The sequence below is a fragment of the Terrihabitans rhizophilus genome (assembly GCF_033898525.1).
Classification (GTDB): Bacteria; Pseudomonadota; Alphaproteobacteria; order Rhizobiales; family Methylopilaceae; genus Flaviflagellibacter; species Flaviflagellibacter rhizophilus.
Genome location: NZ_JAXAFJ010000004.1, coordinates 11,653 through 37,643 on the forward strand (window position 1 = coordinate 11,653; position 25,991 = coordinate 37,643).

General features: G+C 66.7%; 30 protein-coding genes. 14 read left to right on the forward strand and 16 right to left on the reverse strand.

The features are described from left to right. Positions 1–310 precede the first annotated feature (310 nt). On the forward strand, positions 311–631 hold the full coding sequence (sugE, locus tag SCD90_RS08075) for a quaternary ammonium compound efflux SMR transporter SugE (RefSeq protein WP_319844152.1): 321 nt from the start codon (positions 311–313) through the stop codon (positions 629–631). Positions 632–698: 67 nt separating this feature from the next. Beyond that, entirely contained in the window at positions 699–1,565 is an 867-nt protein-coding gene (locus SCD90_RS08080) for an MBL fold metallo-hydrolase (protein WP_319844153.1), read from the forward strand. Here SCD90_RS08080 and SCD90_RS08085 read toward each other — a convergent pair. Next, on the reverse strand, positions 1,562–2,308 hold the full coding sequence (locus SCD90_RS08085; protein ID WP_319844154.1) for a DUF1499 domain-containing protein: 747 nt from the start codon (positions 2,306–2,308) through the stop codon (positions 1,562–1,564). The genes SCD90_RS08080 and SCD90_RS08085 overlap by 4 nt on opposite strands. A gap of 112 nt (positions 2,309–2,420) precedes the next feature. Between SCD90_RS08085 and SCD90_RS08090 the strand changes: the two genes are divergently transcribed. Next, positions 2,421–3,257 carry an aldo/keto reductase gene (locus SCD90_RS08090; RefSeq protein ID WP_319844155.1) on the forward strand — a complete coding sequence of 279 codons (837 nt, stop codon included), beginning with the start codon at positions 2,421–2,423 and terminating at the stop codon, positions 3,255–3,257. Between the two features lie 2 nt (positions 3,258–3,259). Then, on the forward strand, positions 3,260–4,498 hold the full coding sequence (locus SCD90_RS08095) for a class I SAM-dependent RNA methyltransferase (protein WP_319844156.1): 1,239 nt from the start codon (positions 3,260–3,262) through the stop codon (positions 4,496–4,498). Here SCD90_RS08095 and SCD90_RS08100 read toward each other — a convergent pair. The 4 genes from SCD90_RS08100 to SCD90_RS08115 form a co-directional block, all read right to left on the reverse strand. Further along, complete coding sequence (locus SCD90_RS08100) at positions 4,495–5,082, reverse strand: histidine phosphatase family protein (RefSeq protein ID WP_319844157.1); 588 nt, start codon at positions 5,080–5,082, stop codon at positions 4,495–4,497. The genes SCD90_RS08095 and SCD90_RS08100 overlap by 4 nt on opposite strands. An 11-nt stretch (positions 5,083–5,093) precedes the next feature. Then, complete coding sequence (fabI, locus tag SCD90_RS08105) at positions 5,094–5,906, reverse strand: enoyl-ACP reductase FabI (RefSeq protein ID WP_319844158.1); 813 nt, start codon at positions 5,904–5,906, stop codon at positions 5,094–5,096. 67 nt (positions 5,907–5,973) lie between these two features. Next, complete coding sequence (locus SCD90_RS08110) at positions 5,974–6,927, reverse strand: J domain-containing protein (RefSeq protein WP_319844159.1); 954 nt, start codon at positions 6,925–6,927, stop codon at positions 5,974–5,976. Between the two features lie 77 nt (positions 6,928–7,004). Continuing rightward, the gene (locus SCD90_RS08115) at positions 7,005–7,418 is read right to left on the reverse strand and encodes an RT0821/Lpp0805 family surface protein (RefSeq protein WP_319844160.1); all 414 of its coding nucleotides are present in this window, start codon (positions 7,416–7,418) and stop codon (positions 7,005–7,007) included. Between the two features lie 137 nt (positions 7,419–7,555). Between SCD90_RS08115 and pdxH the strand changes: the two genes are divergently transcribed. Both pdxH and SCD90_RS08125 read left to right on the forward strand, forming a co-directional pair. Next, positions 7,556–8,197 carry a pyridoxamine 5'-phosphate oxidase gene (pdxH, locus tag SCD90_RS08120; protein ID WP_319844161.1) on the forward strand — a complete coding sequence of 214 codons (642 nt, stop codon included), beginning with the start codon at positions 7,556–7,558 and terminating at the stop codon, positions 8,195–8,197. 10 nt (positions 8,198–8,207) lie between these two features. Beyond that, positions 8,208–8,942, forward strand: a complete 735-nt coding sequence (locus tag SCD90_RS08125) for an SDR family NAD(P)-dependent oxidoreductase (protein WP_319844162.1) — start codon at positions 8,208–8,210, stop codon at positions 8,940–8,942. Between the two features lie 15 nt (positions 8,943–8,957). Here SCD90_RS08125 and SCD90_RS08130 read toward each other — a convergent pair whose 3' ends face one another. From SCD90_RS08130 to SCD90_RS08145, 4 genes are read right to left on the reverse strand one after another with little or no spacing between them, the layout of a single operon-like run. Continuing rightward, entirely contained in the window at positions 8,958–9,209 is a 252-nt protein-coding gene (locus tag SCD90_RS08130) for a hypothetical protein (RefSeq protein ID WP_319844163.1), read from the reverse strand. 58 nt (positions 9,210–9,267) lie between these two features. Beyond that, the gene (locus tag SCD90_RS08135; RefSeq protein ID WP_319844164.1) at positions 9,268–10,209 is read right to left on the reverse strand and encodes a magnesium transporter CorA family protein; all 942 of its coding nucleotides are present in this window, start codon (positions 10,207–10,209) and stop codon (positions 9,268–9,270) included. 40 nt (positions 10,210–10,249) lie between these two features. After that, on the reverse strand, positions 10,250–10,498 hold the full coding sequence (locus SCD90_RS08140) for an exodeoxyribonuclease VII small subunit (RefSeq protein ID WP_319844165.1): 249 nt from the start codon (positions 10,496–10,498) through the stop codon (positions 10,250–10,252). Between the two features lie 4 nt (positions 10,499–10,502). Continuing rightward, the gene (locus SCD90_RS08145; RefSeq protein WP_319844166.1) at positions 10,503–11,429 is read right to left on the reverse strand and encodes a histone deacetylase family protein; all 927 of its coding nucleotides are present in this window, start codon (positions 11,427–11,429) and stop codon (positions 10,503–10,505) included. A 145-nt stretch (positions 11,430–11,574) separates the two neighbouring features. On the opposite strand from SCD90_RS08145, the gene acs reads away from it, so the two are divergent. The 3 genes from acs to msrA all read left to right on the forward strand — a co-directional run bounded on the left by acs (position 11,575) and on the right by msrA (position 14,652). Further along, the gene (gene acs / locus SCD90_RS08150; protein ID WP_425265662.1) at positions 11,575–13,572 is read left to right on the forward strand and encodes an acetate--CoA ligase; all 1,998 of its coding nucleotides are present in this window, start codon (positions 11,575–11,577) and stop codon (positions 13,570–13,572) included. A 52-nt stretch (positions 13,573–13,624) separates the two neighbouring features. After that, positions 13,625–13,963, forward strand: a complete 339-nt coding sequence (locus SCD90_RS08155) for a YkvA family protein (protein WP_319844167.1) — start codon at positions 13,625–13,627, stop codon at positions 13,961–13,963. A gap of 62 nt (positions 13,964–14,025) precedes the next feature. Further along, a complete protein-coding gene (msrA, locus tag SCD90_RS08160; RefSeq protein ID WP_319844168.1) occupies positions 14,026–14,652 on the forward strand; it encodes a peptide-methionine (S)-S-oxide reductase MsrA in 627 nt (208 codons plus the stop codon). A gap of 7 nt (positions 14,653–14,659) precedes the next feature. On the opposite strand, the gene SCD90_RS08165 is transcribed toward msrA, so the two are convergent. The 3 genes from SCD90_RS08165 to SCD90_RS08175 form a co-directional block, all read right to left on the reverse strand. Further along, complete coding sequence (locus SCD90_RS08165; RefSeq protein ID WP_319844169.1) at positions 14,660–15,373, reverse strand: extensin-like domain-containing protein; 714 nt, start codon at positions 15,371–15,373, stop codon at positions 14,660–14,662. Next, on the reverse strand, positions 15,370–17,160 hold the full coding sequence (locus SCD90_RS08170) for an ABC transporter ATP-binding protein (RefSeq protein ID WP_319844170.1): 1,791 nt from the start codon (positions 17,158–17,160) through the stop codon (positions 15,370–15,372). The genes SCD90_RS08165 and SCD90_RS08170 overlap by 4 nt, the downstream gene beginning before the upstream one ends. Positions 17,161–17,304: 144 nt before the next feature. Continuing rightward, positions 17,305–17,514 (reverse strand): DUF1674 domain-containing protein, encoded by a 210-nt coding sequence (locus SCD90_RS08175; protein ID WP_425265663.1) that lies wholly within the window; start codon positions 17,512–17,514, stop codon positions 17,305–17,307. An 81-nt stretch (positions 17,515–17,595) separates the two neighbouring features. Between SCD90_RS08175 and htpX the strand changes: the two genes are divergently transcribed. From htpX to SCD90_RS08200, 5 genes are all read left to right on the forward strand, one after another. Further along, positions 17,596–18,534: a zinc metalloprotease HtpX gene (gene htpX, locus SCD90_RS08180; RefSeq protein ID WP_319844171.1), complete on the forward strand. Its 939-nt coding sequence runs from the start codon at positions 17,596–17,598 to the stop codon at positions 18,532–18,534. Positions 18,535–18,565: 31 nt separating this feature from the next. Beyond that, entirely contained in the window at positions 18,566–19,879 is a 1,314-nt protein-coding gene (locus SCD90_RS08185) for an RsmB/NOP family class I SAM-dependent RNA methyltransferase (protein ID WP_319844172.1), read from the forward strand. 72 nt (positions 19,880–19,951) lie between these two features. Then, positions 19,952–21,658: a heparinase II/III family protein gene (locus SCD90_RS08190; protein WP_319844173.1), complete on the forward strand. Its 1,707-nt coding sequence runs from the start codon at positions 19,952–19,954 to the stop codon at positions 21,656–21,658. A 60-nt stretch (positions 21,659–21,718) separates the two neighbouring features. Continuing rightward, positions 21,719–23,302: a bifunctional phosphoribosylaminoimidazolecarboxamide formyltransferase/IMP cyclohydrolase gene (gene purH / locus SCD90_RS08195; RefSeq protein WP_319844174.1), complete on the forward strand. Its 1,584-nt coding sequence runs from the start codon at positions 21,719–21,721 to the stop codon at positions 23,300–23,302. Positions 23,303–23,396: 94 nt separating this feature from the next. Then, positions 23,397–23,588, forward strand: coding sequence for a hypothetical protein (locus tag SCD90_RS08200; protein ID WP_319844175.1), 192 nt, complete (start codon positions 23,397–23,399; stop codon positions 23,586–23,588). 33 nt (positions 23,589–23,621) lie between these two features. Here SCD90_RS08200 and SCD90_RS08205 read toward each other — a convergent pair whose 3' ends face one another. The 4 genes from SCD90_RS08205 to SCD90_RS08220 form a co-directional block, all read right to left on the reverse strand. Next, positions 23,622–23,885, reverse strand: coding sequence for a hypothetical protein (locus tag SCD90_RS08205; RefSeq protein WP_319844176.1), 264 nt, complete (start codon positions 23,883–23,885; stop codon positions 23,622–23,624). Positions 23,886–23,950: 65 nt separating this feature from the next. Next, entirely contained in the window at positions 23,951–24,571 is a 621-nt protein-coding gene (locus SCD90_RS08210; RefSeq protein WP_319844177.1) for a TPM domain-containing protein, read from the reverse strand. Beyond that, positions 24,571–25,338 carry a TPM domain-containing protein gene (locus SCD90_RS08215; protein WP_319844178.1) on the reverse strand — a complete coding sequence of 256 codons (768 nt, stop codon included), beginning with the start codon at positions 25,336–25,338 and terminating at the stop codon, positions 24,571–24,573. The genes SCD90_RS08210 and SCD90_RS08215 overlap by 1 nt, the downstream gene beginning before the upstream one ends. A 25-nt stretch (positions 25,339–25,363) precedes the next feature. Then, a complete protein-coding gene (locus SCD90_RS08220; protein WP_319844179.1) occupies positions 25,364–25,957 on the reverse strand; it encodes a LemA family protein in 594 nt (197 codons plus the stop codon). Positions 25,958–25,991: the final 34 nt, after the last annotated feature.

Consider the following 25,991-nt stretch of genomic DNA (forward strand, 5'->3'; position numbering starts at 1 on the left):
TTGCCTCGCGGCGCGCGGCTTTACCTCGGCCAAGGCTGGAACAGAATACCAGGCTGCGAGGACTTGCGTGACCATGCCCGCGACCTGGGGCTTGTGCTGGTCGACCCAAGCGGCCGCCGTGGGTTGTCTCCCTCCATTCGGCGCGCGCCCGGCCTGACCCGAGTGCCGGCTACCCGGCGCCGTATCGCGAGATAGCCTGAAGGCGGGCTTGCCCCCGAGCAGGTCGGGCACCAGATCTTACCATCGAGGACGACCTCGATCCCAGCAGACAACCCCCAGGGACGACCCTGCCGGACCCAGGAGGTCTGACATGGCATGGCTCGTTCTCGTTGCTGCTGGTCTTCTCGAAATCGGATGGGCCATCGGCCTGAAGCACACCGCCGGTTTTACCCGGCTCCTTCCCACCATGCTTACGCTTCTGAGCATGGTGGCGAGCATCGCACTCCTCGGTCTCGCGCTGAAGACCCTGCCGCTCGGCACAGCCTATGCGATCTGGACGGGGATCGGCGCTCTGGGCACTGTGGTGATCGGCATCCTCTTCTTCGGTGAGGACGCGAGCCCGCCGCGCCTGCTGTGCGTTGCCCTCATCCTGATCGGCTTAGTCGGCCTGAAGGTCACGTCCCCGCATTAGGCGAGCTTGCCGGGGGGTGCGGCGGTCGTTCAGGGTGCAGCCCGGCACCACAAGGCATCCGCCATTCATGACCGACACCATCCCGTTCGACCGCTCCCATCCCGGCCATTACGGATGCTGCATCACGCTTTCGCCCCTGGTGCGCCGGGTGGTGGCGAACAATCCCGGTCCCATGACCTTTACCGGCACCGTGACGCATCTGATCGGGCGCGGAGAGGTCACGGTTCTGGACCCGGGGCCGGATGATCCGGATCATATCTCCGCCCTGCTGGATGCAACGGCCGGGGAGCGGATCACGCGCATCCTGATCACGCACACGCATCGCGACCACATAGACGCCGTGGAAGCACTGCGCGCCTTCACCGGTGCCGAAGTTGCGGGCTGCAGTCCGGACCCGGCGTCTGCGAACGGCGGATACCGTCCCGATCTGATCTTGTCCGACGGAGATATGATCGGGGGAAGAGACTGGACGCTGGAAGCCGTGGCGACGCCCGGCCACGCCCCAAATCACCTCTGCTTCGCGCTTCGGGACGAGAACGCCCTGTTTAGCGGAGACCACGTGATGGCCTGGTCAACCACCGTGGTCATCCCGCCGGCGGGCTCCATGCGCGACTATCGCGCCTCCCTCCTCAGGCTGCTTTCGCGCCCGGAACGGGTCTACTACCCGGCTCACGGGCCGAGCCTCGCAGACGGGCCAGATTTCGTGCATTTGCTGCTCGCTCATCGGGAGCGCCGGGAGGCCCAGATACTTGAAGCGCTAAGCGGCGACGCAGCCAGCGCTGAAGATCTTGTTCTGCAGCTTTATTCCGGCCTGGGTCCGGACCTCAGGGGCGCAGCGGCCCTTTCGGTGCTCGCCCACCTGGAGGAGTTGCACCAGCGCGGCCTTGTCCGGCAAAGCCCCGACGGGGACGGCGTGCGTTACATGCTGGCCTAGCCCAAGGCTGCCGCGAGGTCCTTCAGGAAGCCGAGCACCCGCGACGCATTCGTCTCGAAATCACGATTGCCCCAGCGCGAGGCCGATCTTACGTCCACCCGTGATCCTTCGGGTGCGGAACGGATGCGGATGACGACGTCCTGCGAGATGCGGATGACGGGCGTCGTTGCCACCGCTTCGATGCGCCATCCGTCCGCTGTCGCCCAAGCGCCGAGCACGCGCCAGTGCTTCTTCTGCACAAGATCGAGCGCGACGGAGTAGACCTCCTCGGGCGGATTTGTCACCTGCAGAGGTGCGACGTCTGGATAGGACTGGATCTGGATTGCGGCATTGCCGGCGGGATATTCCACGCTGTTGTCGCGAGGTCCGCGTTCCCCGGCGGCCAGGCCGAAGCGGGGAGGATCGGAGGGGTCCGTCGTGATGTCGGCGATGGCCGGCACCGACCAGTTGACCGCGACGAAGGCCGCAGGACCCGCGAGGACCAACAGCCCTGCCAGCGCCCCGGCGATAGCGGAACCCGCTCCCCGGCTGCCGTGCAGCCAGATCCATGCGAACGCCATCACCGCCAGAAGGATCGCCAGGAACGCGAGGATCCCGCCCGAAGCCAGCGCCGCCATGCTGGCCAGCGGCTCCAGTTTCCCGGAGCGCTGCACAAGGAGTGCGATCACGGCGACGGCGAGCGAAAACACGCCGAGCCGGCGCGACCAGGAGGCAAGGGGCGTATATGGCTCGGTGGACATCATGACCGGGAGGCTTTTCGGCCATCCGCGTTGAACCGGCAAGGGCGTTCCGGGGTTGCGGGCTGCCCTGCCGGATGATTAACCCGACGCACGAACGGCGATGAGGAAGATGCGGATGGAACGGTACGTCACGCTGCCCGGCGGCGAGAAGGTCGCGGCGCTGGGGCAAGGCACCTGGTTCATGGGCGAAAGGCGCGACCGCCATGCAGACGAGGTCGCCGCCATCCGGCTCGGGGTCGAGCTTGGCATGACGCTCGTCGACACCGCCGAGATGTATGGCGACGGCGGCGCGGAGCTGATGCTGGGCGAAGCGCTGGACGGCATCCGCGACGAGGTGTTCCTCGTCAGCAAGGTCTACCCCCAGAACGCAGGCTTCAAGGGCGTGCAGGCCGCATGCGAACGCAGCCTGAAGCGCATGAAGACGGACCGCATCGACCTCTATCTGCTGCATTGGCGCGGCGGCACCCCCTTTGAGGAGACGGTGCGCGGCTTCGAGGCGCTGCAGGAGGACGGTAAGATCCGCAACTGGGGCGTCAGCAATATGGACACCGACGACATGGAGGAATTGCTGGAGGCGCAGGGCGGCGAGAACTGCACCGTCAACCAGATCCTCTACAACCTGACGCGGCGCGGACCCGAATACGATCTCCTGCCCTTCCAGCAGAAGACGGAGATCCCAATCATGGCCTACAGCCCCATCGAGCAGGGCCGCCTGCCGCGCACGGGGGCGCTGGCCGAGATCGGCGCGAAGCACGGCGTCGATCCTTTCACCATCGCGCTCGCCTGGCTGCTTCGCCGCCCGGACGTCATCGCGATCCCCAAGGCTACCAATCCGGACCATGTGCGGACGAACCGCGCGGCGGCCGATATCGTTCTGGACGCCGAGGACCTCGCCGCCCTCGACAAGGCCTTCCCGCCGCCGACGCGCAAGCGTCCGCTCGAGATGCTTTAAGGATGAGCCAGCAGGTCCGCATTCAAAGACTTGGACACCGCGGCGACGGCGTGGCCGAGACGCCCGACGGAGAGCTCTTCATCTTCGGCGCCCTGCCGGGAGAGCTTGTCGAGGCCGAACGGACCGGCCGCGACCGGGCGCAACTTCGCGCGGTTCTCGAAGCTGGCCCGGATCGCGTGGAGGCGTTCGATCCGGACGCTCCGATGTGCGGAGGCTGCGGCCTGCGTCACATGGCGGTGCCTGCGCAGCTGCGCTGGAAGCGTGAGCTTGTGATCGAGAACCTGCGCGGCACGGGCATCACGGCCGAGGTCGAGCCCTGCGTGGATGCACACGGCGAAGGCCGCAGGCGGGCGACCTTCCACGCCCGCGTGGGTGCGGACCGCGTGCTGCGCGTCGGGTTCACGGAGCCCCGCGCCCATGCGGTGGTTGATCTGGCGGAGCATGACTGCCCGGTGATGTCGCCAGCGCTGAAGACCGCCGTGGAGCCGGTGCGCGTGCTCGCGGCGATCCTCACCGAACTCGGCAAGCCGGTGGATGCGCTGGTCACCGCAACCGTTTCGGGATTGGAAATCGACCTGCGCGGCCCGGGGCGCCTGCCGGAGAACCTGCGTCTTGCCCTGACCCGGAAGGCAGGCCAGCTCGGCCTCGCGCGGCTGTCGCTGCACGGCGACACGGTCATCGAGTTCAAGGCGCCCGTTGTGCGCTTCGGCAATGTGGAGGTGGCGATACCCCCCGGCGGCTTCCTGCAGGCCACTTCGGCCGGCGAAGAGGCGATGGTGCAGCGGGTAGTGGAAGGGCTCGGAACGGCTAGCCGGACGGCAGACCTGTTCGCGGGTTCGGGCACCTTCACGCTGCGCATGGCCACGCGCGCCCAAGTGCTGGCCGTGGAAAGCTCCCGCCCCTCCCTTGAGGCTCTGGACCGCGCCGCGCGCCATGCCACGGGGCTGAAGAAGGTGACGGTGGAGCCGAGGGATCTTGTGCGTCGTCCCATGCAGGCCGCGGACCTCAAGGGTCTCGACGCGGTGGTGTTCGATCCGCCGCGTGCCGGTGCTGAGGAGCAGGCCCGCATGATTGCCGGTTCGGCGGTCCGGCGCGTGGTGGCCGTCTCCTGCAATCCGGGAACTCTGGCGCGTGATCTCGCCATCCTGACCGGTGGCGGGTACCGCGTGGACAGCGTGCTGCCGATCGACCAGTTCCGGCATTCCGCCCATGTGGAGGCGGTGGCCCTGCTCTCCCGCTAGATCCAGCTGGCGCGCCCGTCCTCGACCATCAGGGCGCGCCCTTGGGTTATCACGCACGCGGTCAGGTCATCCGGCGCCATGCCGGTCAGGATGCCCAGAAGCGCACGGGCGACGCCGCCATGCGTCACCGCCACAGTGGGCACCTCAAGATCGTCGAGCCAGCCGCGGATCCGCGTCGTCAGATCGGCATAGCTTTCGCCACGTGGCGGCGTGAAAGCCCATTTGTCGGCGTCGCGCGCGCTTGCGCCTTGCGGATCACGTGACTGAACTTCGTTCCAGGTCAGCCCTTCCCAGTCGCCGAAGGTCAGTTCCATCAGCCGGCGATCGGTGGCGTAGCCGGATGCACCGAGGCCCATGGCGCGCCGCATGATCTCCATGGTCTCGCGGGTGCGCCCCAGCGGGCTGGAAACGTAGCGGAAGCCGGCCACCTCGGGCCGCATGCGAAGGAGTTCGCGGCCCACCGCCGCCGCCTGATCGCGCCCGCGGCCGTTTATGGGTATGTCCTTCCGCCCTTGCAGCCGCCCTTCGGCATTCCAGTCCGTCTGGCCGTGGCGCACCACGCAGAGCATGGGGTGCCCGGCCACCGGCGTCGTCCTCAGACGGTGCCGATATCCGGCGCGGCGGGGTTCTTCATGCCGACGATGTGGTAGCCCGAATCGACGTGATGGATCTCGCCCGTCACGCCGCGGCTGAGATCCGACAGCAGATACATCGCGGCGTCGCCCACTTCCTCGATGGTGACCGTCCGGCGCAGGGGGGCGTTCAGCTCGTTCCACTTCAGGATGTAGCGGAAGTCACCGATGCCGGACGCGGCCAGGGTCTTGATGGGCCCCGCCGACACGGCATTGACGCGGATGTTCTTCTCGCCGAGATCGGCCGCCATGTAGCGGACGCTTGCCTCCAGCGCGGCCTTGGCCACGCCCATGACGTTGTAGTGCGGCATCCACTTCTCGGCGCCGAAATAGGTCAGCGTCAGCAGCGAGCCGCCCTTGTCCATCAGCTTCTCGGCGCGCTGCGCAATGGCGGTGAACGAGTAGCAGGAGATGTCGAGCGTGCGGTTGAAGTTGGCCTGCGTGGTGTCGAGGTAGCGCCCGGTCAGTTCGTCCTTATCGGAGAAGGCGATGGCGTGAACCACGAAGTCCAGCCGTCCCCACTGCTTCTCGACCTCGGCGAACACCGCGTCGATGGAGGCGGGATCGGTCACATCGCAATGGCCGGCCAGGATGGCTCCGAGCTCCTGCGCCAGCGGCTCCACCCGCTTCTTCAGCGCATCGCCCTGCCAGGTCAGCGCGATCTCGGCGCCATGCTGCGCACAGGCCTTGGCGATGCCCCACGCGATCGAGCGATTGTTCGCAAGGCCGAGAACCAGCCCCTTCTTGCCGGCCATCAGGCCCTGAACATTGCTCATACCGGTTCCGCTCAATCGTGAAGGCGGCTCGTATGGCATGCGAGGCCTTGAGCTTCAAGCGCAGCGGTCACGCGTTCTTGCGCGGATCGTAGGGCGCGGCCTCCCGCATATTCGCGGCGAATGCCTCCAGATCGGCATCCTGATGCGTGGGCAGGACGATCCTCAAGGACACCAGTAGATCGCCCGGCGCACTCTTCGCGGGCAGTCCACGCCCCTTGAGTCGCATGGTGCGATTGCCCGAGCTGTGCTTCGGCACGTTCATCTCCACCGGCCCATCGAGCGTAGGAACACGCACCTTGCCGCCGAGCACCGCCTCATAAAGCGTGATCGGCACATCCACACGGATGTTGTTGCCGTCGACGCGGAACTGGGGGTGCGGCTCGATCTGCACCGTCACCAGCGCATCGCCGGGGGCGCCGCCCCAAGGCGAGGGCATCCCCTGCCCCTTCAGGCGAACGGATTTCCCTTCGGCAAGAAGGGCGGGAATGGAAACTTCGAGTTCCTTGCCGGTCGGCAGTTCGACGCGCGCCTTTGTGCCCTTGGCCCACTCGACGAAGGGCAGCTTTACCTCGACCGCGATATCCTCGCCGGCCGGCGCCCCGCCTCGGCCGCCGCCCGCGCCGCGGGCCTGCCCGCGTCCTGCCATGCCACTGAAAAGATCGGAGAAGATGTCTTCGGCCGCAAAGCCGCCTGCGCCGGCGCGGCCTCCACCACCTCGGAACGAGAAGTTCTCGAAGCCGCCGGATCCGCCGGGGTTGAACCCGCCGCCACCGCCTCCCCCGAATCCCTGGAAGCGCGGCTTGCCCTCGGCATCGATCTCGCCGCGATCAAACTGGGCCCGCTTGTCCTCGTCGGAAAGCAATTCGTAGGCGCCGCTGATCTCCGAGAACCGCGCCTGTGCCTTCGCGTCACCCGGGTTCCTATCCGGGTGATGCGTCTTGGCAAGCTTGCGGAAGGCCTTCTTGATTTCGGCGGCGGGCGCCGATTTCGGCACGCCGAGAACGTCATATGGATCGCGCATGGACGTCGCTTATCCCCGAAGCCGTGAGTTCACAACCATGCTCCGGGATGTAGGCACCTGTTGCTGAAATGCAACGCCTATGACGTGGTGCGTGTGGTTGGAGCGATGTCCCACTGCCCGTTGGCGTTCAGGCAGGCGCGACCTCCGAGCCGGACTTCCTGTCCGTTCTCCATGCGGGTTGCCACAAAGTCGCGACAGGTCTGGCCGGACGCGGTCACCGCGGGAGCCGCAGGTGCGAAGTTTCCATGGGTGCCCGTGTCAGGATTGGCCCACGGCACGGGGGCGCCGGTTTGCGTGCTGGTGAGAGCGAGCCCAAGCGCGCCACGGGCATAGCCCCAATCGGCCTGGCTGATCGGCCCGGAACTTCCGGTTGCACCGGCGGGAGGGGGAAGCGCTGCCTGCGACACGGCCGCGGAGCGACCCAGCCCGACGCTTCCGGTGGTCTCCGGCGGCTTCTTGCCGCCGCGCGCGTCGCTCGTCAGCGCGCCCATGGGCATGCTGCACGCGCCAAGCGCACCGCACATCAAAGCGAATGCAGCCAGGCGCTTCAGTCTGGGACGCGAAGGATGCGATCGGCTATACATGCGCTCCGCACACTCTCAGGACACCGGCAGGCGATCCGCGCACCATGCACGAACCACATCCGAATGGAACCCCGGAACCGTTAACAAAGGATGACTTCACCGCTGCTAGCGAGCCATTTCGGCTTTTTGAAGAGTGGTTGAAGGAGGCCGTGACGTCCGAGATCAACGATCCCAACGCCATGGCACTCGCCACCACCGGCGCCGATCTCATGCCCAATGTGCGCATGGTGCTGCTGAAGGGCGTGGATGCGGAGGGCTTCGTCTTCTACACCAACTCCGAAAGCGCCAAGGGCGAGGAACTGGCGGCGAACCCTCAAGCCGCGCTTGTGCTGCACTGGAAGAGCCTGCGCCGCCAGGTGCGGGTGCGTGGCAAGGTCAGCATGGTCACGCCGGAAGAGGCGGACGCCTATTTTCTGAGCCGTCCACGCCAGAGCCGCCTCGGTGCCTGGGCCTCCCGGCAGTCACGCGCGTTGGACAGTCGCGCTTTGTTCGAAGCCGCCTACGAGGACGTGAACACCCAGTATCCCGGCGAGGCGATCCCCCGCCCGCAGCACTGGAACGGTTACCGGGTGACGCCCGTTGCCATCGAGTTCTGGCACGACCGGCCGTTCCGGATGCACGACCGCATTGTCTTCACGCGGCCCTCGCCAGAGGACCCCTGGCTGAAGACCCGCCTCTATCCGTGAGAGCCCCCAGATGAGCAACCGGCGCACTTTGCTTCTGACCGGCGCCTCCCGGGGCATCGGCCACGCCACCGTGAAGCGGTTCTCCGCGGCAGGATGGCGCGTGATCACCTGTTCACGTCATGCCTTCCCGGAAAACTGCCCGTGGGCAGCCGGCCCGGAAGATCATTTGCAGGTGGATCTGGCGGATCTGGAGAGCACCAAGGCCGCCATCAACGAGGTCCGCAACCGGCTGGAAGGCGGCATGCTGCACGCGCTGGTCAACAATGCGGCGATCTCCCCGAAGGGCGAGGGCGGCTCGCGCATGAGCACCATGGAAACCAGCTTCCATGACTGGCTGACCGTGTTCCAGGTCAACTTCTTCGCGCCGGTTCTGCTGGCGCGCGGGCTCGTCGAGGAGTTGAAGGCCGCGCAGGGGGCGATCGTGAACGTCAGTTCCATCGCAGGCTCGCGCGTTCACCCATTCGCGGGGGCCGCCTATTCGACCTCCAAGGCAGCGCTCGCCGCGCTGACCCGCGAAATGGCCGCCGATTTCGGGCCGCTGGGCGTGCGTGTCAACGCGATCGCGCCCGGCGAGATCGACACTGCGATCCTGTCACCGGGCACGGAGAAGATCGTGGAGCAGATCCCGCTGCGCCGCCTCGGTCGTCCCGAGGAAGTGGCGAGCGCGATCTACTTCCTGTGCGCGGAACAGTCGACCTACGTCACCGGGGCCGAGTTGCATATCAATGGCGGGCAGCACGTCTAGCGGCCCGTCTCTGCGTCACTTGGAGAAGGCGTTCTTGGTGGCTTCCTTGCCGGTTTTCACCGGCTGATGGTCAGTGCCGCCGGGCTCATTGCTCTGGCCCGCCCAGTTCTTTTCCGTGTCAGTCAGATTGCCGGTGTCGTTCCCACGGCCCGCCGGTCCGCCGGCAACCTCGTCACGCCCGCCCCAAGTGTTGTGCTCCGGCACGGGATTGGCAGGTGCCTCGCCGCCCTGACCGTGGCTGGTGGGGGTCTTCAGGGGATTGTTCATCGCGTGTCTCCTTGCTGAGAGGATTACGCGTGGCGCACCTTCCCGGTTCCTTGGGGCATCACAGCCAGCCCTTCATCCGGAAGATCAGGTACGGCACCACCGCGGACAGCGCCATCGCACCAAGAGCGAGGGGGTAGCCGAAGTGCAGGTGAAGTTCGGGCATGAAGTCGAAGTTCATCCCGTAGGTCGATGCGATGAGGGTCGGTGGCATCAGGATGACGGAAACGACCGAGAACAGCTTCACCAGGTCGTTCTGCTCGATGGTCACCATGCCGACGGTGGCGTCGAGCAGGAAGGTGATCTTGTCGCTGAGGTAGGAGGTGTGGTCGCGCAGGCTTTCTGCATCGGCCGCCAGCACCAGCAGCTGGGAGCGCTGTTCCTTGCCGAAGCCTACGCCCTCGTGCTTGGCAGACAGGAAGCCGACGAGCCGGGAGAGCGAGACAAGGCTCTCGCGGGTCATCGACAGCAGGTCGCCCTTGCGGCCTATCTGCTGGATGATGGCCATGAAGTCCCGCTTCTTGCGCATCCGCGTGCTCTCGCGGGAGAAGATGCGGCGCGAGGTCTCGTCCACCTCCCCACCGACACGTTCCAGGATGTCGGCGGTGCGGTCGATGACCGCGTCGAGCAGGCTGATGAGCATCGCTTGCCCGGACTCCGGGCCATGCGCCAGCTTGCACACCCGATTGCTGAACAAGGTCAGCACCCGCGGCTCACCATGACGCACCGTCACCAGCCGCTCTCCCGCAAGCACGAAGCCCACATTCACGAGGCCGGGACGATCCTGCTGGATGCCGGCCAGAACCGATGCCGTCATGTAGCGAACGCCGTCCTCGACATAGAGGCGGCTCGACACCTCGATCTCGCTGATATCCGCTTCCGTCGGCACCTCCGCACCTATGCAGGCTTCGACAGCCAGCTCCTCCTCGCGCGAGGGCCGCAGCAGGTCGAGCCAGATCGCCTCTGGCGGCAGGGGATCACCCGGCGCCCAGATGCGTGGCACGAGCGCACCCGATGTTACGACATAAACGGTGAGCACTGCCTTAGACGGGGTCGAGCGGCTCGGTCCCCGTGGGGCGCCCCGAGGAATCCGTTGTGATCTTCTCGACGCGGGCTTCCGCTGCCTTCAGCAGGCGGTCGCAATGGCTCTTCAGGGCATTGCCGCGCTCGTAGAGCTCGATGGATTTCTCGAGCGGAACATCGCCGCGCTCGAGTGCCTGTACGATGGTCTCGAGCTCGGCCAATGCCTTCTCGAACGGCATGGCCGTGATGTCGGATGGAGCATCGCTCACCGGATCAGCCCTTCATCAACTCGGTGACGTGAGCGGACACCGACCCGCTCAGTCCCTGCAGGTCGTAGCCGCCCTCCAGCACTGAGACGAGGCGCCCGCCGCACAGCCGCTCGGCGGAATCCATCAGCTTGCGCGTCACCCACGCGAAATCGCTTTCCACCATGCGAAGGCTGGCCAGCGGGTCGCGCTCATGCGCGTCGAAGCCTGCCGACACGATGATCAGCTCCGGCTTGAAGGCATCGAGCGCCGGCAGGATGCGGTTGGAGAAGGCAGCCTGAAGGGCCGATCCGCCGTCGCCGGGTGCGAGCGGCGCGTTGAAGATGTTGCCGGCGCCCGTCTCGCGCTCCGCGCCGGTGCCGGGGTAGAGCGGCATCTGGTGGGTGGAGGCGTAGAGCACGCTGGGATCGTTGTAGAAGATCTCCTGCGTGCCGTTGCCGTGGTGCACGTCGAAATCGACGATGGCGACGCGTTCCAGTCCATGCACCTTCTGCGCGTGGCGGGCGGCGATGCCGATATTGTTGAAGAGGCAGAAGCCCATGGCCTTCTCGCTCTCCGCGTGATGGCCCGGCGGGCGGCAGGCCACGAAGGCGTTCTGCACATCGCCGTCCAGCACCCGGTCCACAGCCTGCAGTGAGCCGCCGACGCCGCGCAGCACCACCTCCCAGGTGGAAGGCTCCATCATGGTGTCGCCGTCGAGATAGACGAAGCCCTGGTTCGGGCGCGCGTTTTCCAGCGCGTCCACATAGGCATTGGTGTGCACGTAGCGTGTCACATCCACGGCTGCGACCTCCGCCTGCTCGCGCATCAGGTCGCGGAACGCATCACCCGCCAGCACCGCCTCGACAGCCCGGTAACGGTCCGGCCGCTCGGGATGGCCGGCGGAGGTCTGATGAAGGGCAAAGCTCGGATGCTGCAGCACAAGTGTCGTCACGGATTGGTCCTGCGTTTCTGTTGCGGCGGAGGAGACACCGTCACGCGCGCGATGGCAACCGGCATTAGCGCCCCAGCATGGCAAGCGCGCGACGGAGCCCGCGCGGACCACTGCTTGCCTCTGCCCCGGCCTTCTCATAATTGGAATGGATCACAAGACCCGCATGAAGGCGGGCCATGCGGGAGAAAACCAGATGTACGACATCCATCCGGTACCTGACGATTGGGCACGGCGCGCCTGGGTGGATGAGGAGCGGTACAACGAGCTGTACACGCAGTCGGTAGAGAACCCCGACGCCTTCTGGGGCGAGATCGGCCAGCGGCTGGACTGGACGACGCCTTATACGAGGGTGAAGAACACCTCGTTCGCCCCCGGTGCGGTCTCCATCAAGTGGTACGAGGACGGCGCGCTCAACGTCTCGGCCAATTGCGTGGACCGCCATCTCGCCACGCGCGGCGAGCAGGTCGCCATCATTTTTGAGCCGGACGATCCGAACGGCACCGTCCGCCGCATCACCTATCGCCAACTGCATGAAGAGGTCTGCCGTTTCGCCAACGTGCTGAAGGCGCAGGGCGTCGGTAAGGGTGACCGCGTCACGATCTACATGCCGATGATCCCCGAAGCGGCCTATGCCATGCTGGCCTGCACCCGCATCGGCGCCGTGCATTCGGTGGTGTTCGGCGGTTTCTCCCCCGACTCCATCGCAGGCCGCATCACGGACTGCACCTCGCAGTTCGTCATCACGGCGGATGAAGGTGTGCGCGGCGGGCGCAAGATCCCGCTGAAAGCCAATATCGATGCGGCTCTTGCGAAATGCGAGGGCGTGAAGAGCGTCCTCGTCGTGCGCCATACCGGCGGCGATGTCGCCATGCAGGACGGACGCGATGTCTGGTACGCGGAGGCCGCAGCAAAGGTCGGCACGGACTGCGCACCCGAGCCGATGAACGCGGAGGACCCGCTGTTCATCCTCTACACGTCGGGTTCGACCGGCACGCCGAAGGGCGTGCTGCACACCACCGGCGGCTATCTCGTCTACGCCAGCTACACCCACCAGATGTCGTTCGACTATCAGGACGGCGACATCTACTGGTGCACCGCCGATGTCGGCTGGGTCACCGGCCATTCCTACGTGGTCTACGGCCCGCTGGCGAACGGCGCGACGACCCTGATGTTCGAGGGCGTGCCCACCTACCCCACCGTCTCGCGCTGCTGGGAGGTCGTGGATAAGCACGGGGTCAACACCTTCTACACGGCGCCCACGGCCATCCGCGCCCTGATGGCGGCCGGCGAGGAGCCGGTGAAGCGCACCTCGCGCAAGAGCCTGCGCCTGCTGGCGACAGTGGGCGAGCCGATCAACCCGGAAGCCTGGGAGTGGTATTACCGCGTGGTGGGCGACAGCCGCTGCCCCGTCATCGACACCTGGTGGCAGACCGAGACGGGGGGCCACATGATCACCCCCCTGCCCGGCGCGACGGCGCTGAAGCCCGGCTCCGCCTGCCGCCCCTTCTTCGGCGTGAAGCCCGAGATCGTGGACGCCGAGGGCGCCGTGCTGGAGGGCGAATGCTCCGGCAATCTGGTCATCGCCGATTCATGGCCGGGCCAGATGCGCACCGTCTATGGCGACCACCAGCGCTTCATGGACACCTATTTCTCGGCCTATAAAGGCAAGTACTTTTCGGGCGACGGCTGCCGCCGCGATGCCGACGGCTATTACTGGATCACCGGCCGCGTGGACGACGTGCTGAACGTGTCCGGCCACCGCCTTGGCACCGCCGAGGTGGAGAGCGCGCTGGTCTCCCACGCCAAGGTCGCCGAGGCTGCGGTGGTGGGCTATCCCCACGCCATGAAGGGTCAGGGCATCTATGCCTATGTGACCCTGATGTCCGGCGAGGAAGGCTCCGATGAGCTCCGCAAGGAACTGGTTCAATGGGTGCGCCGCGAGATCGGCCCCATCGCGCAGCCGGACATGATCCACTTCGCGCCGGGCCTGCCGAAGACGCGCTCCGGCAAGATCATGCGCCGCATCCTGCGCAAGATCGCGGAGGATGATTTCGGCAATCTCGGAGACATCTCGACGCTGGCCGATCCCGGCGTCGTCAGCGACCTCGTGGACAATCGCCAGAACCGAGCGTCCGGGGGCTGATCCCGTGTGGGGGCGTCTCGTCAGATGGGCGAAAGCCCTCCGGCGCGACGCCGTGGCCCTGTGGCTGGCGGGACGCGATCCGCGCATCCCCCTGCTCGTGAAGACGCTTGCCGTACTGGTTGCGGGCTATGCGTTGTCGCCCATAGATCTCATCCCCGATTTCATCCCGGTGCTGGGCTATCTGGACGAGGTGCTGCTCCTGCCGCTGGCCATCGCCGGCATTGTGAGGCTGATCGACCCCGCCCTTTGGGCGGAACATCGGCTCGCCGCCGGGGCGCTGCTCGAGCGGCCTGCAAGCCGTGTCGCCGCGGTCCTGATCGTCAGCGTCTGGATCTGTTCGACGGCGCTGCTGGCATGGTGGCTCTGGCCGCGCAGTTCCGCGGCCCCTTGATCACGGCGTGTTGAGTGCGGCAGCGAAGCCAACGGGCGGGAGCGGTCGTATCTCTGGAGTTCATGATCGAGGACACGCTTATGCCGTCAATCGCCCGCATCGCCTTTACCTCTGCCGCCGTGATTGCAGGCAGCATGACCGCCGCGCAGGCCCAGCAGAAGGCCGTCGCCACCTTTGCCGGCGGCTGCTTCTGGTCCATCGAGAAGGCCTTCGATGGAAGACCGGGCGTCGTCTCCGCAGTGTCCGGTTTCATGGGCGGCACAACACCCGATCCCACCTATCAGGAGGTGGTGCGCGGCCGCACGGGCCATCTTGAAGCCGTGCAGGTGGTCTATGACCCGGCGAAGATCAGTTATGGGCAATTGCTCGACATCTTCTGGCACGACATCGATCCCACCAACGCCTACGGCCAGTTCTGCGACATGGGCTCGCAATACGAGACGGCTGTGTTCGTAAACGGTGCCGAGCAGAAGCGGCAGGCCGAAGCCTCGAAGAGCGAAGTGGCGCGCGAGATGAAGGCCGAGGTGGCGACGAAGATCCTGGTGGCGTCGGCCTTCACCGCCGCCGGTCCGGAACATCAAGACTTCGCAACCACGAACCCCGGACACTATGCCAGCTATCTGCGCGGCTGCGGCCGGGAGTCCAAGCTGCGCGCGGTGTGGGGCAGCAAGGCGCACGCCAAGTTGTAGGCGCCGCTCACCGGCATACGGACCATGCCGCCATGTCCAGGTGCAGGTGGTCGGCATGTGCGGCGTTGTAGTCCGGCGAGAGCACCGTGCCGAACAGACCGCACGCGCCGTTGCGCATACGGCGCAGCAAGATGCCCTTCGCGCCGTCGTCCTTCCAGTCGCGCAACACGCTGATGGTCTGGCCGCCGGCGACGGTCACGCCCGCCACGTCCACGGCATTCGCCAGCGCGTGCTGGCTGCGGCGCGCATTCGTGCGGTGGTAGATATTGCGGCAGGCATAGGTGCCGAAGGTCTGCACGGCGGTCGCCGGCCTGCCGAACGCCTCCTGCGCCGCCGGCTGAAGCACATTGCGTTCCCACATCACGAGCGCGACCGCTGCAGGGCAGCGCAGCAGCACCGGCCCGCCATAGTTCACAGCGTCCGAGCGCAGCCGCACGCCATCGGGATAACCGCAGCCATCCTGCATCGGACGCGGCGCGGGCGTGAAGCTGACACCGGCGGCCCGGCCGAGCGCCGCCGTGCAGCGCCCCGGCGCGAGCCGCATCAGCGAAAGCTGCAGGCCTGTGAAGAGATGCGGCTTGGCGGAGGGATCAAGCGGGGCATAGCGCTCCACCGCCGCGAATCCGGTGAAGCCCACAGCCAGCAAGGCCAGCAGCACCCGCGCGATCAGGCGCCCTGCAACCGGCGTCCGCGCCCGCTTCGTCGAGCCCGCTCCGGTCAAGGCAGGGCCACGCCGGCCTGCGTCTCGAACAGCCGGCGATAATGACCCTCGGGCAGGCGCACCAGATCCTCGTGCCGTCCCTGCTCCACCACCTCGCCGCTCGCGAAGACGAGGATGCGGTCCATGGCGCGCACCGTGGACAGCCGGTGGGCGATGATGATGGAGGTGCGGCCCTGCATCAGCCGCTCGACCGCCTGCTGGATCAGTGCCTCGGATTCCGGGTCGAGGCTGGATGTCGCCTCGTCGAGGATGAGAATCGGCGTATCGGCCAGGAACGCGCGGGCCAGCGCGATGCGCTGACGTTCGCCGCCGGACAGCTTCACGCCGCGCTCGCCCACCAGCGTCTGGTAGCCCTTCGGCAGCCGAGCGATGAAGTCCTCGGCATTGGCGAGGCGCGCGGCGTTCTCGATCTGGGCCATGCTGGCACCCGGCCGCGCATAGGCGATGTTCTCCGCAAGCGTGCGGTGGAACAGCACCGGCTCCTGCTGAACGATGGCGATCTGCCGCCGCAGGGAGGTCTGCGTCACCGTCGCGATGTCCTGCCCGTCGATCAGGATACGCCCGCCGGTTACGTCATGGAGGCGCTGGATCAGCTTCACGAAGGTGGTCTTGCCCGAGCCTGACCGGCCCACGAGGCCCACGCGCTCGCCGGCCCGGATCCTCACGTCCATGTCCGTGTAGAGCGGGGTGTCGTGGCCCTGATAGTGGAAGCCGACATGCTCGAACCGGATTTCGCCGGCGCGGATCACGATGGGCGGTGCACCGGGCCGGTCTTCAAGGCCGAGCGGCGCCGCATGCAGGTCCACCAGTTCCTCCATCTCGTTGATCGAGCGCTGGAGGTGATTGATGTGCATGCCGATGTCGCGGAGATAGCCGTGCACCACAAAATAGGTGGTCAGCACATAGGTCACGTCGCCCGGCGTGGCGCGGCCCTGCCACCACAGGAGGATGGCCACGCCGGTGATGCACAGCCTGAGCACCAGCAGCACCGCAATCTGGCCAGTGGCGCTGCGCGTGTGCCGCGTCCAGGTCCGCCATGTGCGGTTCCGCCAGCGCGAGACGACGTGCGCGAAGCGGGCATCCTCGCGATCCTCGGCGCCGAAGCTCTTCACCACGGCGTTGCACGTCACGGCATCGGCAAGCGTGCCGCCCATGCGCGTGTCCCACTGGTTCGACAGGCGTGACGCCGGAGCGATGTAGCGGGTCGCCAGCACAGCCGTGAGGGCGACATAGGCGATGCTGCCGAGAGCCATGACGAGGCCCAGCACGGGCCAGGACGCGCCGAGAAGCAGCACCGTCCCCAACAGCACCACGCTTGAGGGCAGCAAGGCCAGCAGCAGCGTGTCGTGCAGCGTGTCGAGCGCATTCATGCCGCGCGTGATCTTGCGCACCGTCGAACCGGCGAAGCTATTGGCGTGCCAATCGGATGAGAAACGCTGCACCCGGTGGAAGGAATTGGCGCCGACATCGGACATGATGCGGAGCGTGAAGGGGATGATGCCGCTCCACGCGATGTGGCGCAGGACCAGCATGGCAAGGCCGAGGCCGGCCATGCCGCAAAACGCGCGGAAAGCAGCCCACAGCGCAGCGTCGCGGTCGAGCCCCGGCGCAGTCAGGGCGTCGATCAGCCGGCCGGCGAAGACGGGGATGAAGATATCGGCGAGGGTCGCGGCCGTGATGGTGACGGCGATCAGCGAGAGCCAGCCGGGCTGGCGGCTCCAGTGGCGAAAGGTAAAGCCCAGCACCGGGGCAATGGCGCCGGAGCGACGGCGAGAAGATCGGGGCATCGGTTCCTGCCGGGGCAGGCCGGCCTCAAACACCGCATGGGCGGCAGTGCAAAGAATATAGGATCGCCGGCCGCGTTGCGCAGGCCAACGCGGCGCGAAAACGCGCGCTGTTGGAAAGGTCTGGAAGCTGGGGCGCGAGTTCGATCAGAAGTCCGTCGCCAGCCCCTTCACTTCCCAATCGCCATACCGCACGGGCTCCGGCCCTTTGCGGCCGCTGATCTCCCGCTCCCTGGCCTCGGCCTCCACCGCGGCTTCTCGCCGGGCTTTCGCCTCGGCCAGCGCGCGTTCCGCCTCGGGCGTCAGGCCGGGTCGCTCGGTACCCGGTTTGGCTGTTTTGTCGCTCTCCATCGCCATGTCACGTCTCCTTGCGTCAGGACCACGCATCTCCAACATTACACCAAGCTGGGGCATGATCTTGTCCGCTTGGAGACCAGAATGAATCATTTGAGAACCGCCATCCTGCTTGCTGGCATGACGGCTCTTTTCATGGCTGTGGGCTATGTCATCGGCGGCAGCGGCGGCATGGCAATCGCCTTTGCCGTGGCTCTGGCCATGAATGCCTTCAGCTACTGGAATTCCGGCTCCATGGTGCTGAGCATGTATGGCGCCCGCGAGGTGGACGCCCGCAGCGCTCCGGAGTTCTACGGAATGGTGCAGCAGCTTGCGCAGCGCGCCAACCTGCCCATGCCGCGCGTCTACATCATCGACAATCCGCAGCCCAACGCCTTCGCCACCGGACGCAACCCGCAGAACGCGGCCGTCGCGGCCTCCACCGGCCTGCTCGACACGCTGACCCGCGAGGAAGTTGCGGGCGTGATGGCGCATGAACTGGCGCATGTGAAGAACTACGACACGCTGACCATGACAGTGACGGCCACCCTTGCCGGCGCCATCGGCATGCTGGCGAACTTCGCGTTCCTGTTCGGCGGCAATCGCGACAACAACAATGGCGGCTTCGGCGTCATCGGCACCATCGCCATCATGATCCTCGCACCCATCGGTGCGATGATCGTGCAGATGGCGATCTCCCGTTCGCGCGAATATGTGGCAGACCGCGAAGGCGCCGAAATCTGCGGCGAGCCGATGTGGCTGGCATCCGCGCTGGCGAAGATCGCGGGTTCGGCGCAGCGCATCCCCAACAATGCGGCCGAGCACAACCCGGCCACCGCGCACATGTTCATCATCAACCCGCTCTCTGGTGAGCGCATGGACAATCTGTTCTCGACACACCCGGATACCGGCAACCGCATCGCCGCGCTGCAACAGCTTGCCACGAGCATGGGCCGCTCCGGCGGCGGCTTCGCGCCTCGTCCGCAGCCTGCAGAACGTGCTGCCGGACCGTGGGGCGGCACGCGGCGCGGCCCGTGGGGCTGATTTCCGCAGCGGTTCGGCCCATAAGGGCGTCATGAACCTCTCCGCTACCACCGGCTTCGCGTCCCGTCGCGCGGCCACCCAGCTTGTCCACGCCGTCCTGCAGCGCGGTCGTCCCCTCGACGAAGCGCTCGATGACCCGCGCGGTCTCATGGTCGATCTCGATGCGCGGGACCGTGCGCTCGCACGCGCCATCGCCGGCGCGACCCTGCGGCGCCTGGGTTCCCTGCGCGCTGCGCTCGCGGGGTTCCTTCGCAAGCCGCTCGATCCGCGCGGCGCCCTCGAGAGCATCCTCCTGACCGGAGCGGCCCAGATCCTGCTGATGGACGTGCCGGACCATGCGGCGGTGGGCGTGGCGGTCGACCAGGCCAATGCGGACCGTGCCGCGCGCCCGTTCGCGCCGCTGGTGAACGCCGTTCTCCGCAATGTGGCAAGGGAACGCGAGGAACTGCTGGCCCGCATGCCTGCTTCCGCCGACATCCCCGAATGGCTGATGCGGCGCCGCATCGCGTCGTGGGGCGAAGCCGAGGCACTCGCCATCACCCATGCGGAACGCTCCGAGCCGGGGCTCGACCTCACGGTCAAGTCCGATCCGGAAAGTTGGGCCGCGCGCCTGGGCGGCATCGTGCTGCCGACCGGGACGGTACGTCTCGTGCCGCATGGACCCATTATCGAGTTGGAGGGCTTCGGTGGTGGCGAATGGTGGGTGCAGGACGCCGCTGCCGCGATCCCTGCCCGGCTGCTCGGCGCCCACAGCGGCATGCGTGTCGCGGACCTGTGCGCCGCACCCGGCGGGAAGACTGCCCAACTGGCTGCTTCCGGTGCCGAGGTGACAGCGATCGACAGGTCGGCTCCACGCCTGCGCCGCCTGACGGAGAACCTGAAGCGGCTGGGCCTGTCGGCCAACACCGTTACGGCGGACGCCACGACGCTGGAGGCGCCGCCGTTCGATGCCGTTCTGCTGGATGCCCCCTGCTCTGCCACCGGCACCATCCGCCGCCATCCCGACGTGGCATGGCTGAAGACACCGGAGGATGTAGGGAAGCTTGCCGACCTTCAGGCGCGACTGATCGATGCCTCGGTGCGCATGCTCAAGCCCGGCGGTCTGCTTGTCTATTCAACCTGCTCGCTTGAGCCGGAAGAGGGCGAGCGGCAGATCGAGGCGCTGCTGGAACGGACCGCGGGCCTTGAGCGCGTGCCCGTGGATGCAGCCGAGATCGGTGGCTGCTCGGAGATGCTGACCCCGGCCGGGGAACTCCGCACCCTCCCTCATCACCTGCCGAACGACGAACCCCGTCTTGCAGGCCTCGACGGCTTCTTCGCAGCCCGACTGCGGCGCACCGCCTGACGTGCGATTTGGCTGTTCGTCAAGCCCCGCTCTATCCTTGTGTTTTCCACCGAATCGTCGGGAGCGAGGCCGTTGGCGATTGACGCCCTGGCGAATGGAGCGCGGAATCTGGGCCGTCTTGGACGGCTGCTGACCACGCGCGCCGTCGCCGGCTTCAGCCCTCGAAGGCTGATGCGGCTGGCGCCTTCGATGTCGGTGCCGGCCGAACTCGTCTCCGTCCCCCGGCCCATACTTCCGGGCAGTGGACCGCGCGGCGCAGAGCTCTACAGCGGCGTGTTCAGCTTCGCCGGCCATAGGGTGGACGCAGGCCCGGGCTCCATCTTCACGGCTCGCGCACCCTCGCGTGAATGGGAGGAAGGGCTTCACGGCTTCGGCTGGCTTGCGGACCTCGCGGCTGCCGACAACGCGCTGTCACGTGCCTACGCCCGCTCTCTTGTCGAGGAATGGGCCGCTCATGTCCGGATGAAGCGCCTGCCGCGCCAGCCCGACATCGCCGCACGCCGCCTGATCAACCTGCTGACCTACTCTGCCCTTCTGCTGAACGGTGCGGATACCGAGTTCCGCCGGTTGCTGCTGCGGCTCATCGCGCGGCACGCTGCGTCCCTGCGCCGTGACCTGCGCCGCCTGCCGGCGGGGCTGCCGCGCCTGCTGCCGGCCATCGCGCTGGCATCCGCCGGCCTGTCGCTGCCTGACGGGTCCCGCATGCTCAAGGCGGCGACCGATGCACTGAACACCGAGCTTCGTCGCCTCGTCCTGACGGATGGCGGCCCGGCAACGCGCAATCCTGATGACCTGCTCAGCTGGGCGGCCGATCTGTTGCCCCTGCGCGAGGCCTTTGCCGCGCGCGCACTGGAAGCTCCGCGAGAACTGTTGCCTGCTCTCGACCGCATGTGGCCCATGCTGCGCTTCTTCCGGCATCCGGAAGGAAGCCTCGCTTTGTTCAACGGCATGGGGCCCACCCGGCGCGACCTTCTGGAAGCGGTGCTGGCCCGCGACGATGTTCGCGGCAAGCCCGTGCTGAACACGCCCTTCTCTGGCTATCAGCGGCTGGAAGCGGTCAATGCCGTCATCGTCGCGGACGCTGGTCCGCCACCGTCGCTCGAACTCAGCAGCCGTGTGCATGCCGGCACATTGTCCTTCGAGTTCTCCAGCGGCACCGACAAGATCGTGATGAATTGCGGCTCATCGCTGGCGGAAGCCTACCGCCACGCAGCTCGCAGGACGGCGGCACATTCTACACTCACGGTGAACGAGACATCGTCGAGCCGCTTCCTTCGCGGCTGGGCGGCCCGGCTTACCGGGCCCGTGCTCCGCCACGGGCCGCAGCACGTCGAGGCGAAGCGCGAAGATCGGCGCGACGGCACGGCGCTGCGCATGAGCCATGACGGATATGCCTCGCGGTTTGGCGTCATCCACCAGCGCATGCTGCGGCTCGACGCAGGCGGGGGCCGGCTCGATGGCCTCGACGTGCTGAAACCGGTCCGCTCCGGCACGACGGAAGCGGTGCTGCGCTTCCATCTGCATCCCGATGTGCGGGCCACCGCACTGAAGGACAAGGGCACCGTACTGCTCGTCCCTTCTTCGGGGGATGTCTGGCTCTTCTCATGCGACGGGCACCCGGCCAGCATCGAGGAAAGCGTCTATTTCGCTGCCCCCGAAGGCCCCCGTGGGGCGGAACAGATCGTGGTGCGCCTTGGCAGGACTGCAGGCGTGCGCGCTCAATGGACCTTCGAGCGGACCGGCAGCGAAATGGGCGCCTCCGCGCTCGAGCTCGGCTGATTTTGCAGGCGGCGCAGCCCCGTGCTAAGCGCCGCGAACCCTAGAACAGGCAGCAAAGACATGGACCGCCCCATCCGCCGCGCCCTCCTTTCGGTGTCCGACAAGACGGGACTGGTCGAATTCGCGCGGGCCCTTGCCGAACGCGGCGTGGAGCTGGTTTCGACCGGCGGCACCGCAGCGGCCTTGAAGAGCGCCGGACTGGCCGTGCGCGATGTGTCGGAACTGACGGGCTTCCCTGAGATGATGGACGGACGGGTGAAGACGCTTCACCCCTCGGTTCATGGCGGGCTGCTCGCGATCCGCGGCAATGCCGAGCATGACGCTTCCGCGCAGGAGCACGGCATCGTGCCGATCGACCTCTTGCTTGTGAACCTCTACCCATTCGAACAGGCGCTGGCGCGTGGTGCCGGGCATGACGAGATGGTCGAGAACGTGGATGTAGGAGGACCGGCCATGATCCGCGGCGCGGCCAAGAACTACGCGGACGTGACGGCGATCGTCGATCCCACCGATTACCCGTTCGTGCTGCGAGCCATGGACGAGAACGGTGGGGCCACCACGCTGAGCTTGCGTGAAGCGCTGGCTGCCAAGGCATTCGCCCGCACCTCCGCCTATGACGCGGCCATCGCCAGTTACATGGCGCGCCATGTCGGCGAGAGTTCCCTGTCCTGGGGCGCTCTGTCCGGCAGCATGAAGCAGGTACTGCGCTACGGCGAAAACCCGCACCAGACCGGCAGCCTCTGGGCCACCGGAGACAGCCGCCCGGGCGTCGTCGGTGCGCGGCAGGTGGGCGGCAAGGAACTGTCCTACAACAACATCAACGACACGGACGCCGCCTATGAACTGGTGGCCGAATTCGACCCGGCGCGCAGCCCTGCCTGCGTCATCGTCAAGCACGCCAACCCCTGCGGGGTCGCCGAAGGTGCGGATCTCGCGGACGCCTACAGGAGGGCACTGGCCTGCGATCCCGTCTCCGCGTTCGGCGGCATCATCGCGGTCAACGGCACCCTGACGGCGGAAGCCGCGGCGGAGATGGTGAAGATCTTCACGGAGGTCATCATCGCGCCCGACGCGACCGAGGAGGCCATCCGCATCATCAATGGCAAGAAGAACCTGCGCCTCCTGCTGGCTGGCGCGGTTCCGGACCCGCGCATCGGGACGTTGACGGTCAAGACCGTGACCGGCGGCCTGATCATGCAGAGCCGCGACAATGCGGTGGTGGATGATGCCGAGTTGAAGGTGGTCACCAAGAGACAGCCCACCGAGAGCGAGATGGCCGATCTGCTGTTCGGCTATCGGGTCGTCAAGCACGTGAAGTCGAACGCCATCGTCTATGCGCGGGGCCTCGCCACCGTCGGCATCGGAGCGGGGCAGATGAGCCGGGTGGATGCTTCGGTGGTCGCCGTGCGCAAGGCGGCCGAGATCGCCGCAGCGGCGGGACTGCCCGAATCGCTCGTGCGGGGCAGCGTCGTCGCATCGGACGCCTTCTTCCCCTTCGCCGACGGGCTGATCGCGGCGGCCGATGCCGGCGCCACTGCGGCGATCCAGCCGGGCGGAAGCGTCAGGGATCAGGAGGTTATCGAGGCGGCGGACGCGCGGGGCATGGCCATGGTGTTCACCGGCGTGCGGCATTTTCGGCACTGACGCCGCGTCGATCACGAAGCGCGTGACTTCAGCGGTTCCGCAGGCTAAAAGACCCGTGCTTCGGCCCGGTGCGGTGCCGTTCAACGGGGGTCAGATGAAGGTCATCGTCTCGCGAGTTCCGCGTAGCCTGACGTGCGCACTTCTTCTGGGCTTGGCCCTGACTCCGCTTTCGCCCGACACCGGATCGGTTTCGGCAACACCGCAGATTCCCAATCGTGTTGAGACGGCGCACGCCGTGATCGACGCCGCCGCCTCCAAGGTTCATACCGCCGGCTTCTTCCGCTGAGCGCAGCCCCTTAGGGCTTTCACCCTGCCTTGATCAGTAATCCGGCCGCAGGACGCGTTCGCCCCTGGCCTTCTGGTCGCGGATGCGAACAAGCTCGTCATAGTCGTAGACGTGCCCTGCGGTGTTGATGCGGGCGGTGGATTGCTGATCCACGGGAATACCTGAGAAGACGAATTCCAGCGCCTCCGAGACGTGCTCGAACCGCCGCGTGCCGCCTTCAGTCCCGTTGTTCATGTCGCCGATCAAAGGCTTCGGATTCCACACCACCGTGGCTGGCTCTTCGAAGTTCACGTCCATTGCTGGTCTCCCTTACTTCGGAAGAACAACGCACGGACGGGCAGCCTGTTTCCGAACAAGCAGCTTCAGAGCTGGATGATGGTATTCGGCAGCTCGTTGCGGTTGCGGGCGCCGGCCGGGAAATGCCCGCGCAGCAGCCGTCCGGCATGATCCACCGCCTCCACCAGGCCACTGGAGAGTTGGCCCTGCCGCGTGTGGCGAACGACGTCCGCTGCAATGTCGTCCCACTCGTTCTGGCCGACGCGGGCTGCAATGCCATCGTCGGCGACGATCTCGACCCGGTGCTCCGCAATCGAGACGAAGATCAGGACCCCTGTGCGCTCATCCGTCAGGTGCACGCCGTGTGAGAGGAACTGGTCCCGCGCCGCGCGGGCCACCTCCTCATCGACCAGCCAGGGCGGCGCGAGCCTCGTGCGCACGGAAACGGGCGAGACCGCCAGGGCGACAAGTATGAAGATGGCGGCCTGCAGACCGAGAACGGCATTGATGCTGAGGCTTGTGAACAGATGCAGGGGCCACACCGCCAGCAAGGCCGCTGCCGCTGCCCAGAGCACCGGCACGAGCCCGTAATCGTCCGAGGACCGGGCGACCGCTACGAAGATTTCTCCGGATGTGCCTGTTTCGGCCGCCTCGATGGCTTCGCAGACGCGCCGGGCTTCGGCCGGATTCAAGCTCTGCACACCCATCACCAACTCCCCGAGGATCCGCCGCCGCCGAAAGAGCCGCCGCCCCCGCCGAAGCCTCCTCCACCACCAAAGCCTCCACCACCAAAGCCACCGCCGCCCCCGAAGCCTCCCGGAAAGGGCAGGATGACCGGCAATCCTCCCCGTCGTCCTCGTCCGCCCCGGCGCCCGAACATCATGCTGAGCAGCCAGAAACCGATGAACAGCGTGATGATGAAGGGCAGTCCGAATCCGTCTTCGCTGGCGCGTGCGCCCTCGGCCGCCTCCTGCGCCTTGCGCACAAGTTCCTTGTCACCCTTCATGATCTGCACGAGATCGTCGACGCCACGGGAGATGCCACCGGGAAAGTCCCCGGCCCGGAAGCGCGGCAAGATGGCGTTCTCGATGATCATTCGGGAGACGGCGTCAGTGACGTCGCCCTCAAGGCCGTAGCCGACCTCGATGCGCACCTTTCGCTCGTTAGGAGCCACGATCAGAAGAGCGCCATTGTTGCGCTCCTTCTGCCCGATGCCCCAATTGCGGCCCAGCCGGTAGCCGTAATCGGCGATGTCGTAGCCCTGAAGGGACTTCAGCGTGACCACGACGAGCTGGTTCGTCGTGGCGGCCTCCAGTTCGGCCAGCTTGCGATCGATTTCAGCCTGCGTCGGTATGTCGATGATGCCAGCCTCATCGACGACACGGCTGGTCAAGGCCGGGAAGCTCGGCTCGGCGGCATATGCCCCCGGCAGGAAAGCCAGCAGCGCGAGGCAGGCGAGCACGAGCCGCGTCATGGCCTGTCTCCTGCCCGCCGCCGACTCAGAACTGGACCTTGGGGGCCGTCTGGTTCTGCTCGGACGTGGCGAAGGCGGCCTTCGGCTCCGCACCGTAGATCCAGGCCCAAAGGCGGCCGGGGAAGGTGCGGACCTCCGTGTTGTAGGTCTGAACGGTCTGGATATAGTCGCGTCGAGCCACGGCAATGCGGTTCTCGGTGCCTTCGAGCTGGGACTGCAGGGCAAGGAAGTTCTGGTTGGACTTCAACTCCGGATAGTTCTCCGTCACGGCCAGCAGCCGCCCGAGTGCGCCGGACAATTGCTCCTGCGCCTGCTGGAAGCGTTCGATGGCCGCGGGATCGCTGAGCTGGTCCGTGTTGACGTTGATGGACGTCGCCTTTGCCCGCGCCTCCACGACGGCGGTCAGGGTCTCGCGCTCCTGCGCGGCAAAGCCCTTCACCGTCTCGACAAGATTGGGGATCAGTTCCGCCCGGCGCTGGTACTGGTTCTGCACCTCGCTCCACGAGCCCTTCACCTGCTCGTCCAGCGTCGGGATGGTGTTGACGCCGCAGCCGGCGACAAGGCTGCCGAGAAGGAGCGCCGCCAGTACGGCGCGCAGGCGAGAGAAGACAGTGACCACGGCTGGACCTCCGGCAGGCTGATTGCTTCCCCAA

Bases quoted from the DNA above. Each gene is read 5' to 3' on its own strand.
- sugE (WP_319844152.1), top strand. From the start codon at position 311: ATGGCATGGCTCGTTCTCGTTGCTGCTGGTCTTCTCGAAATCGGATGG.
- SCD90_RS08080 (WP_319844153.1), top strand. From the start codon at position 699: ATGACCGACACCATCCCGTTCGACCGCTCCCATCCCGGCCATTACGGA.
- SCD90_RS08085 (WP_319844154.1), bottom strand. From the start codon at position 2,308: ATGATGTCCACCGAGCCATATACGCCCCTTGCCTCCTGGTCGCGCCGG.
- SCD90_RS08090 (WP_319844155.1), top strand. From the start codon at position 2,421: ATGGAACGGTACGTCACGCTGCCCGGCGGCGAGAAGGTCGCGGCGCTG.
- SCD90_RS08095 (WP_319844156.1), top strand. From the start codon at position 3,260: ATGAGCCAGCAGGTCCGCATTCAAAGACTTGGACACCGCGGCGACGGC.
- fabI (WP_319844158.1), bottom strand. From the start codon at position 5,906: ATGAGCAATGTTCAGGGCCTGATGGCCGGCAAGAAGGGGCTGGTTCTC.
- SCD90_RS08110 (WP_319844159.1), bottom strand. From the start codon at position 6,927: ATGCGCGATCCATATGACGTTCTCGGCGTGCCGAAATCGGCGCCCGCC.
- SCD90_RS08115 (WP_319844160.1), bottom strand. From the start codon at position 7,418: ATGGGCGCGCTGACGAGCGACGCGCGCGGCGGCAAGAAGCCGCCGGAG.
- pdxH (WP_319844161.1), top strand. From the start codon at position 7,556: ATGCACGAACCACATCCGAATGGAACCCCGGAACCGTTAACAAAGGAT.
- SCD90_RS08125 (WP_319844162.1), top strand. From the start codon at position 8,208: ATGAGCAACCGGCGCACTTTGCTTCTGACCGGCGCCTCCCGGGGCATC.
- SCD90_RS08130 (WP_319844163.1), bottom strand. From the start codon at position 9,209: ATGAACAATCCCCTGAAGACCCCCACCAGCCACGGTCAGGGCGGCGAG.
- acs (WP_425265662.1), top strand. From the start codon at position 11,575: ATGGATCACAAGACCCGCATGAAGGCGGGCCATGCGGGAGAAAACCAG.
- msrA (WP_319844168.1), top strand. From the start codon at position 14,026: ATGATCGAGGACACGCTTATGCCGTCAATCGCCCGCATCGCCTTTACC.
- SCD90_RS08170 (WP_319844170.1), bottom strand. From the start codon at position 17,160: ATGCCCCGATCTTCTCGCCGTCGCTCCGGCGCCATTGCCCCGGTGCTG.
- SCD90_RS08175 (WP_425265663.1), bottom strand. From the start codon at position 17,514: ATGGCGATGGAGAGCGACAAAACAGCCAAACCGGGTACCGAGCGACCC.
- htpX (WP_319844171.1), top strand. From the start codon at position 17,596: ATGAATCATTTGAGAACCGCCATCCTGCTTGCTGGCATGACGGCTCTT.
- SCD90_RS08185 (WP_319844172.1), top strand. From the start codon at position 18,566: ATGAACCTCTCCGCTACCACCGGCTTCGCGTCCCGTCGCGCGGCCACC.
- purH (WP_319844174.1), top strand. From the start codon at position 21,719: ATGGACCGCCCCATCCGCCGCGCCCTCCTTTCGGTGTCCGACAAGACG.
- SCD90_RS08200 (WP_319844175.1), top strand. From the start codon at position 23,397: ATGAAGGTCATCGTCTCGCGAGTTCCGCGTAGCCTGACGTGCGCACTT.
- SCD90_RS08205 (WP_319844176.1), bottom strand. From the start codon at position 23,885: ATGGACGTGAACTTCGAAGAGCCAGCCACGGTGGTGTGGAATCCGAAG.
- SCD90_RS08210 (WP_319844177.1), bottom strand. From the start codon at position 24,571: ATGGGTGTGCAGAGCTTGAATCCGGCCGAAGCCCGGCGCGTCTGCGAA.
- SCD90_RS08215 (WP_319844178.1), bottom strand. From the start codon at position 25,338: ATGACGCGGCTCGTGCTCGCCTGCCTCGCGCTGCTGGCTTTCCTGCCG.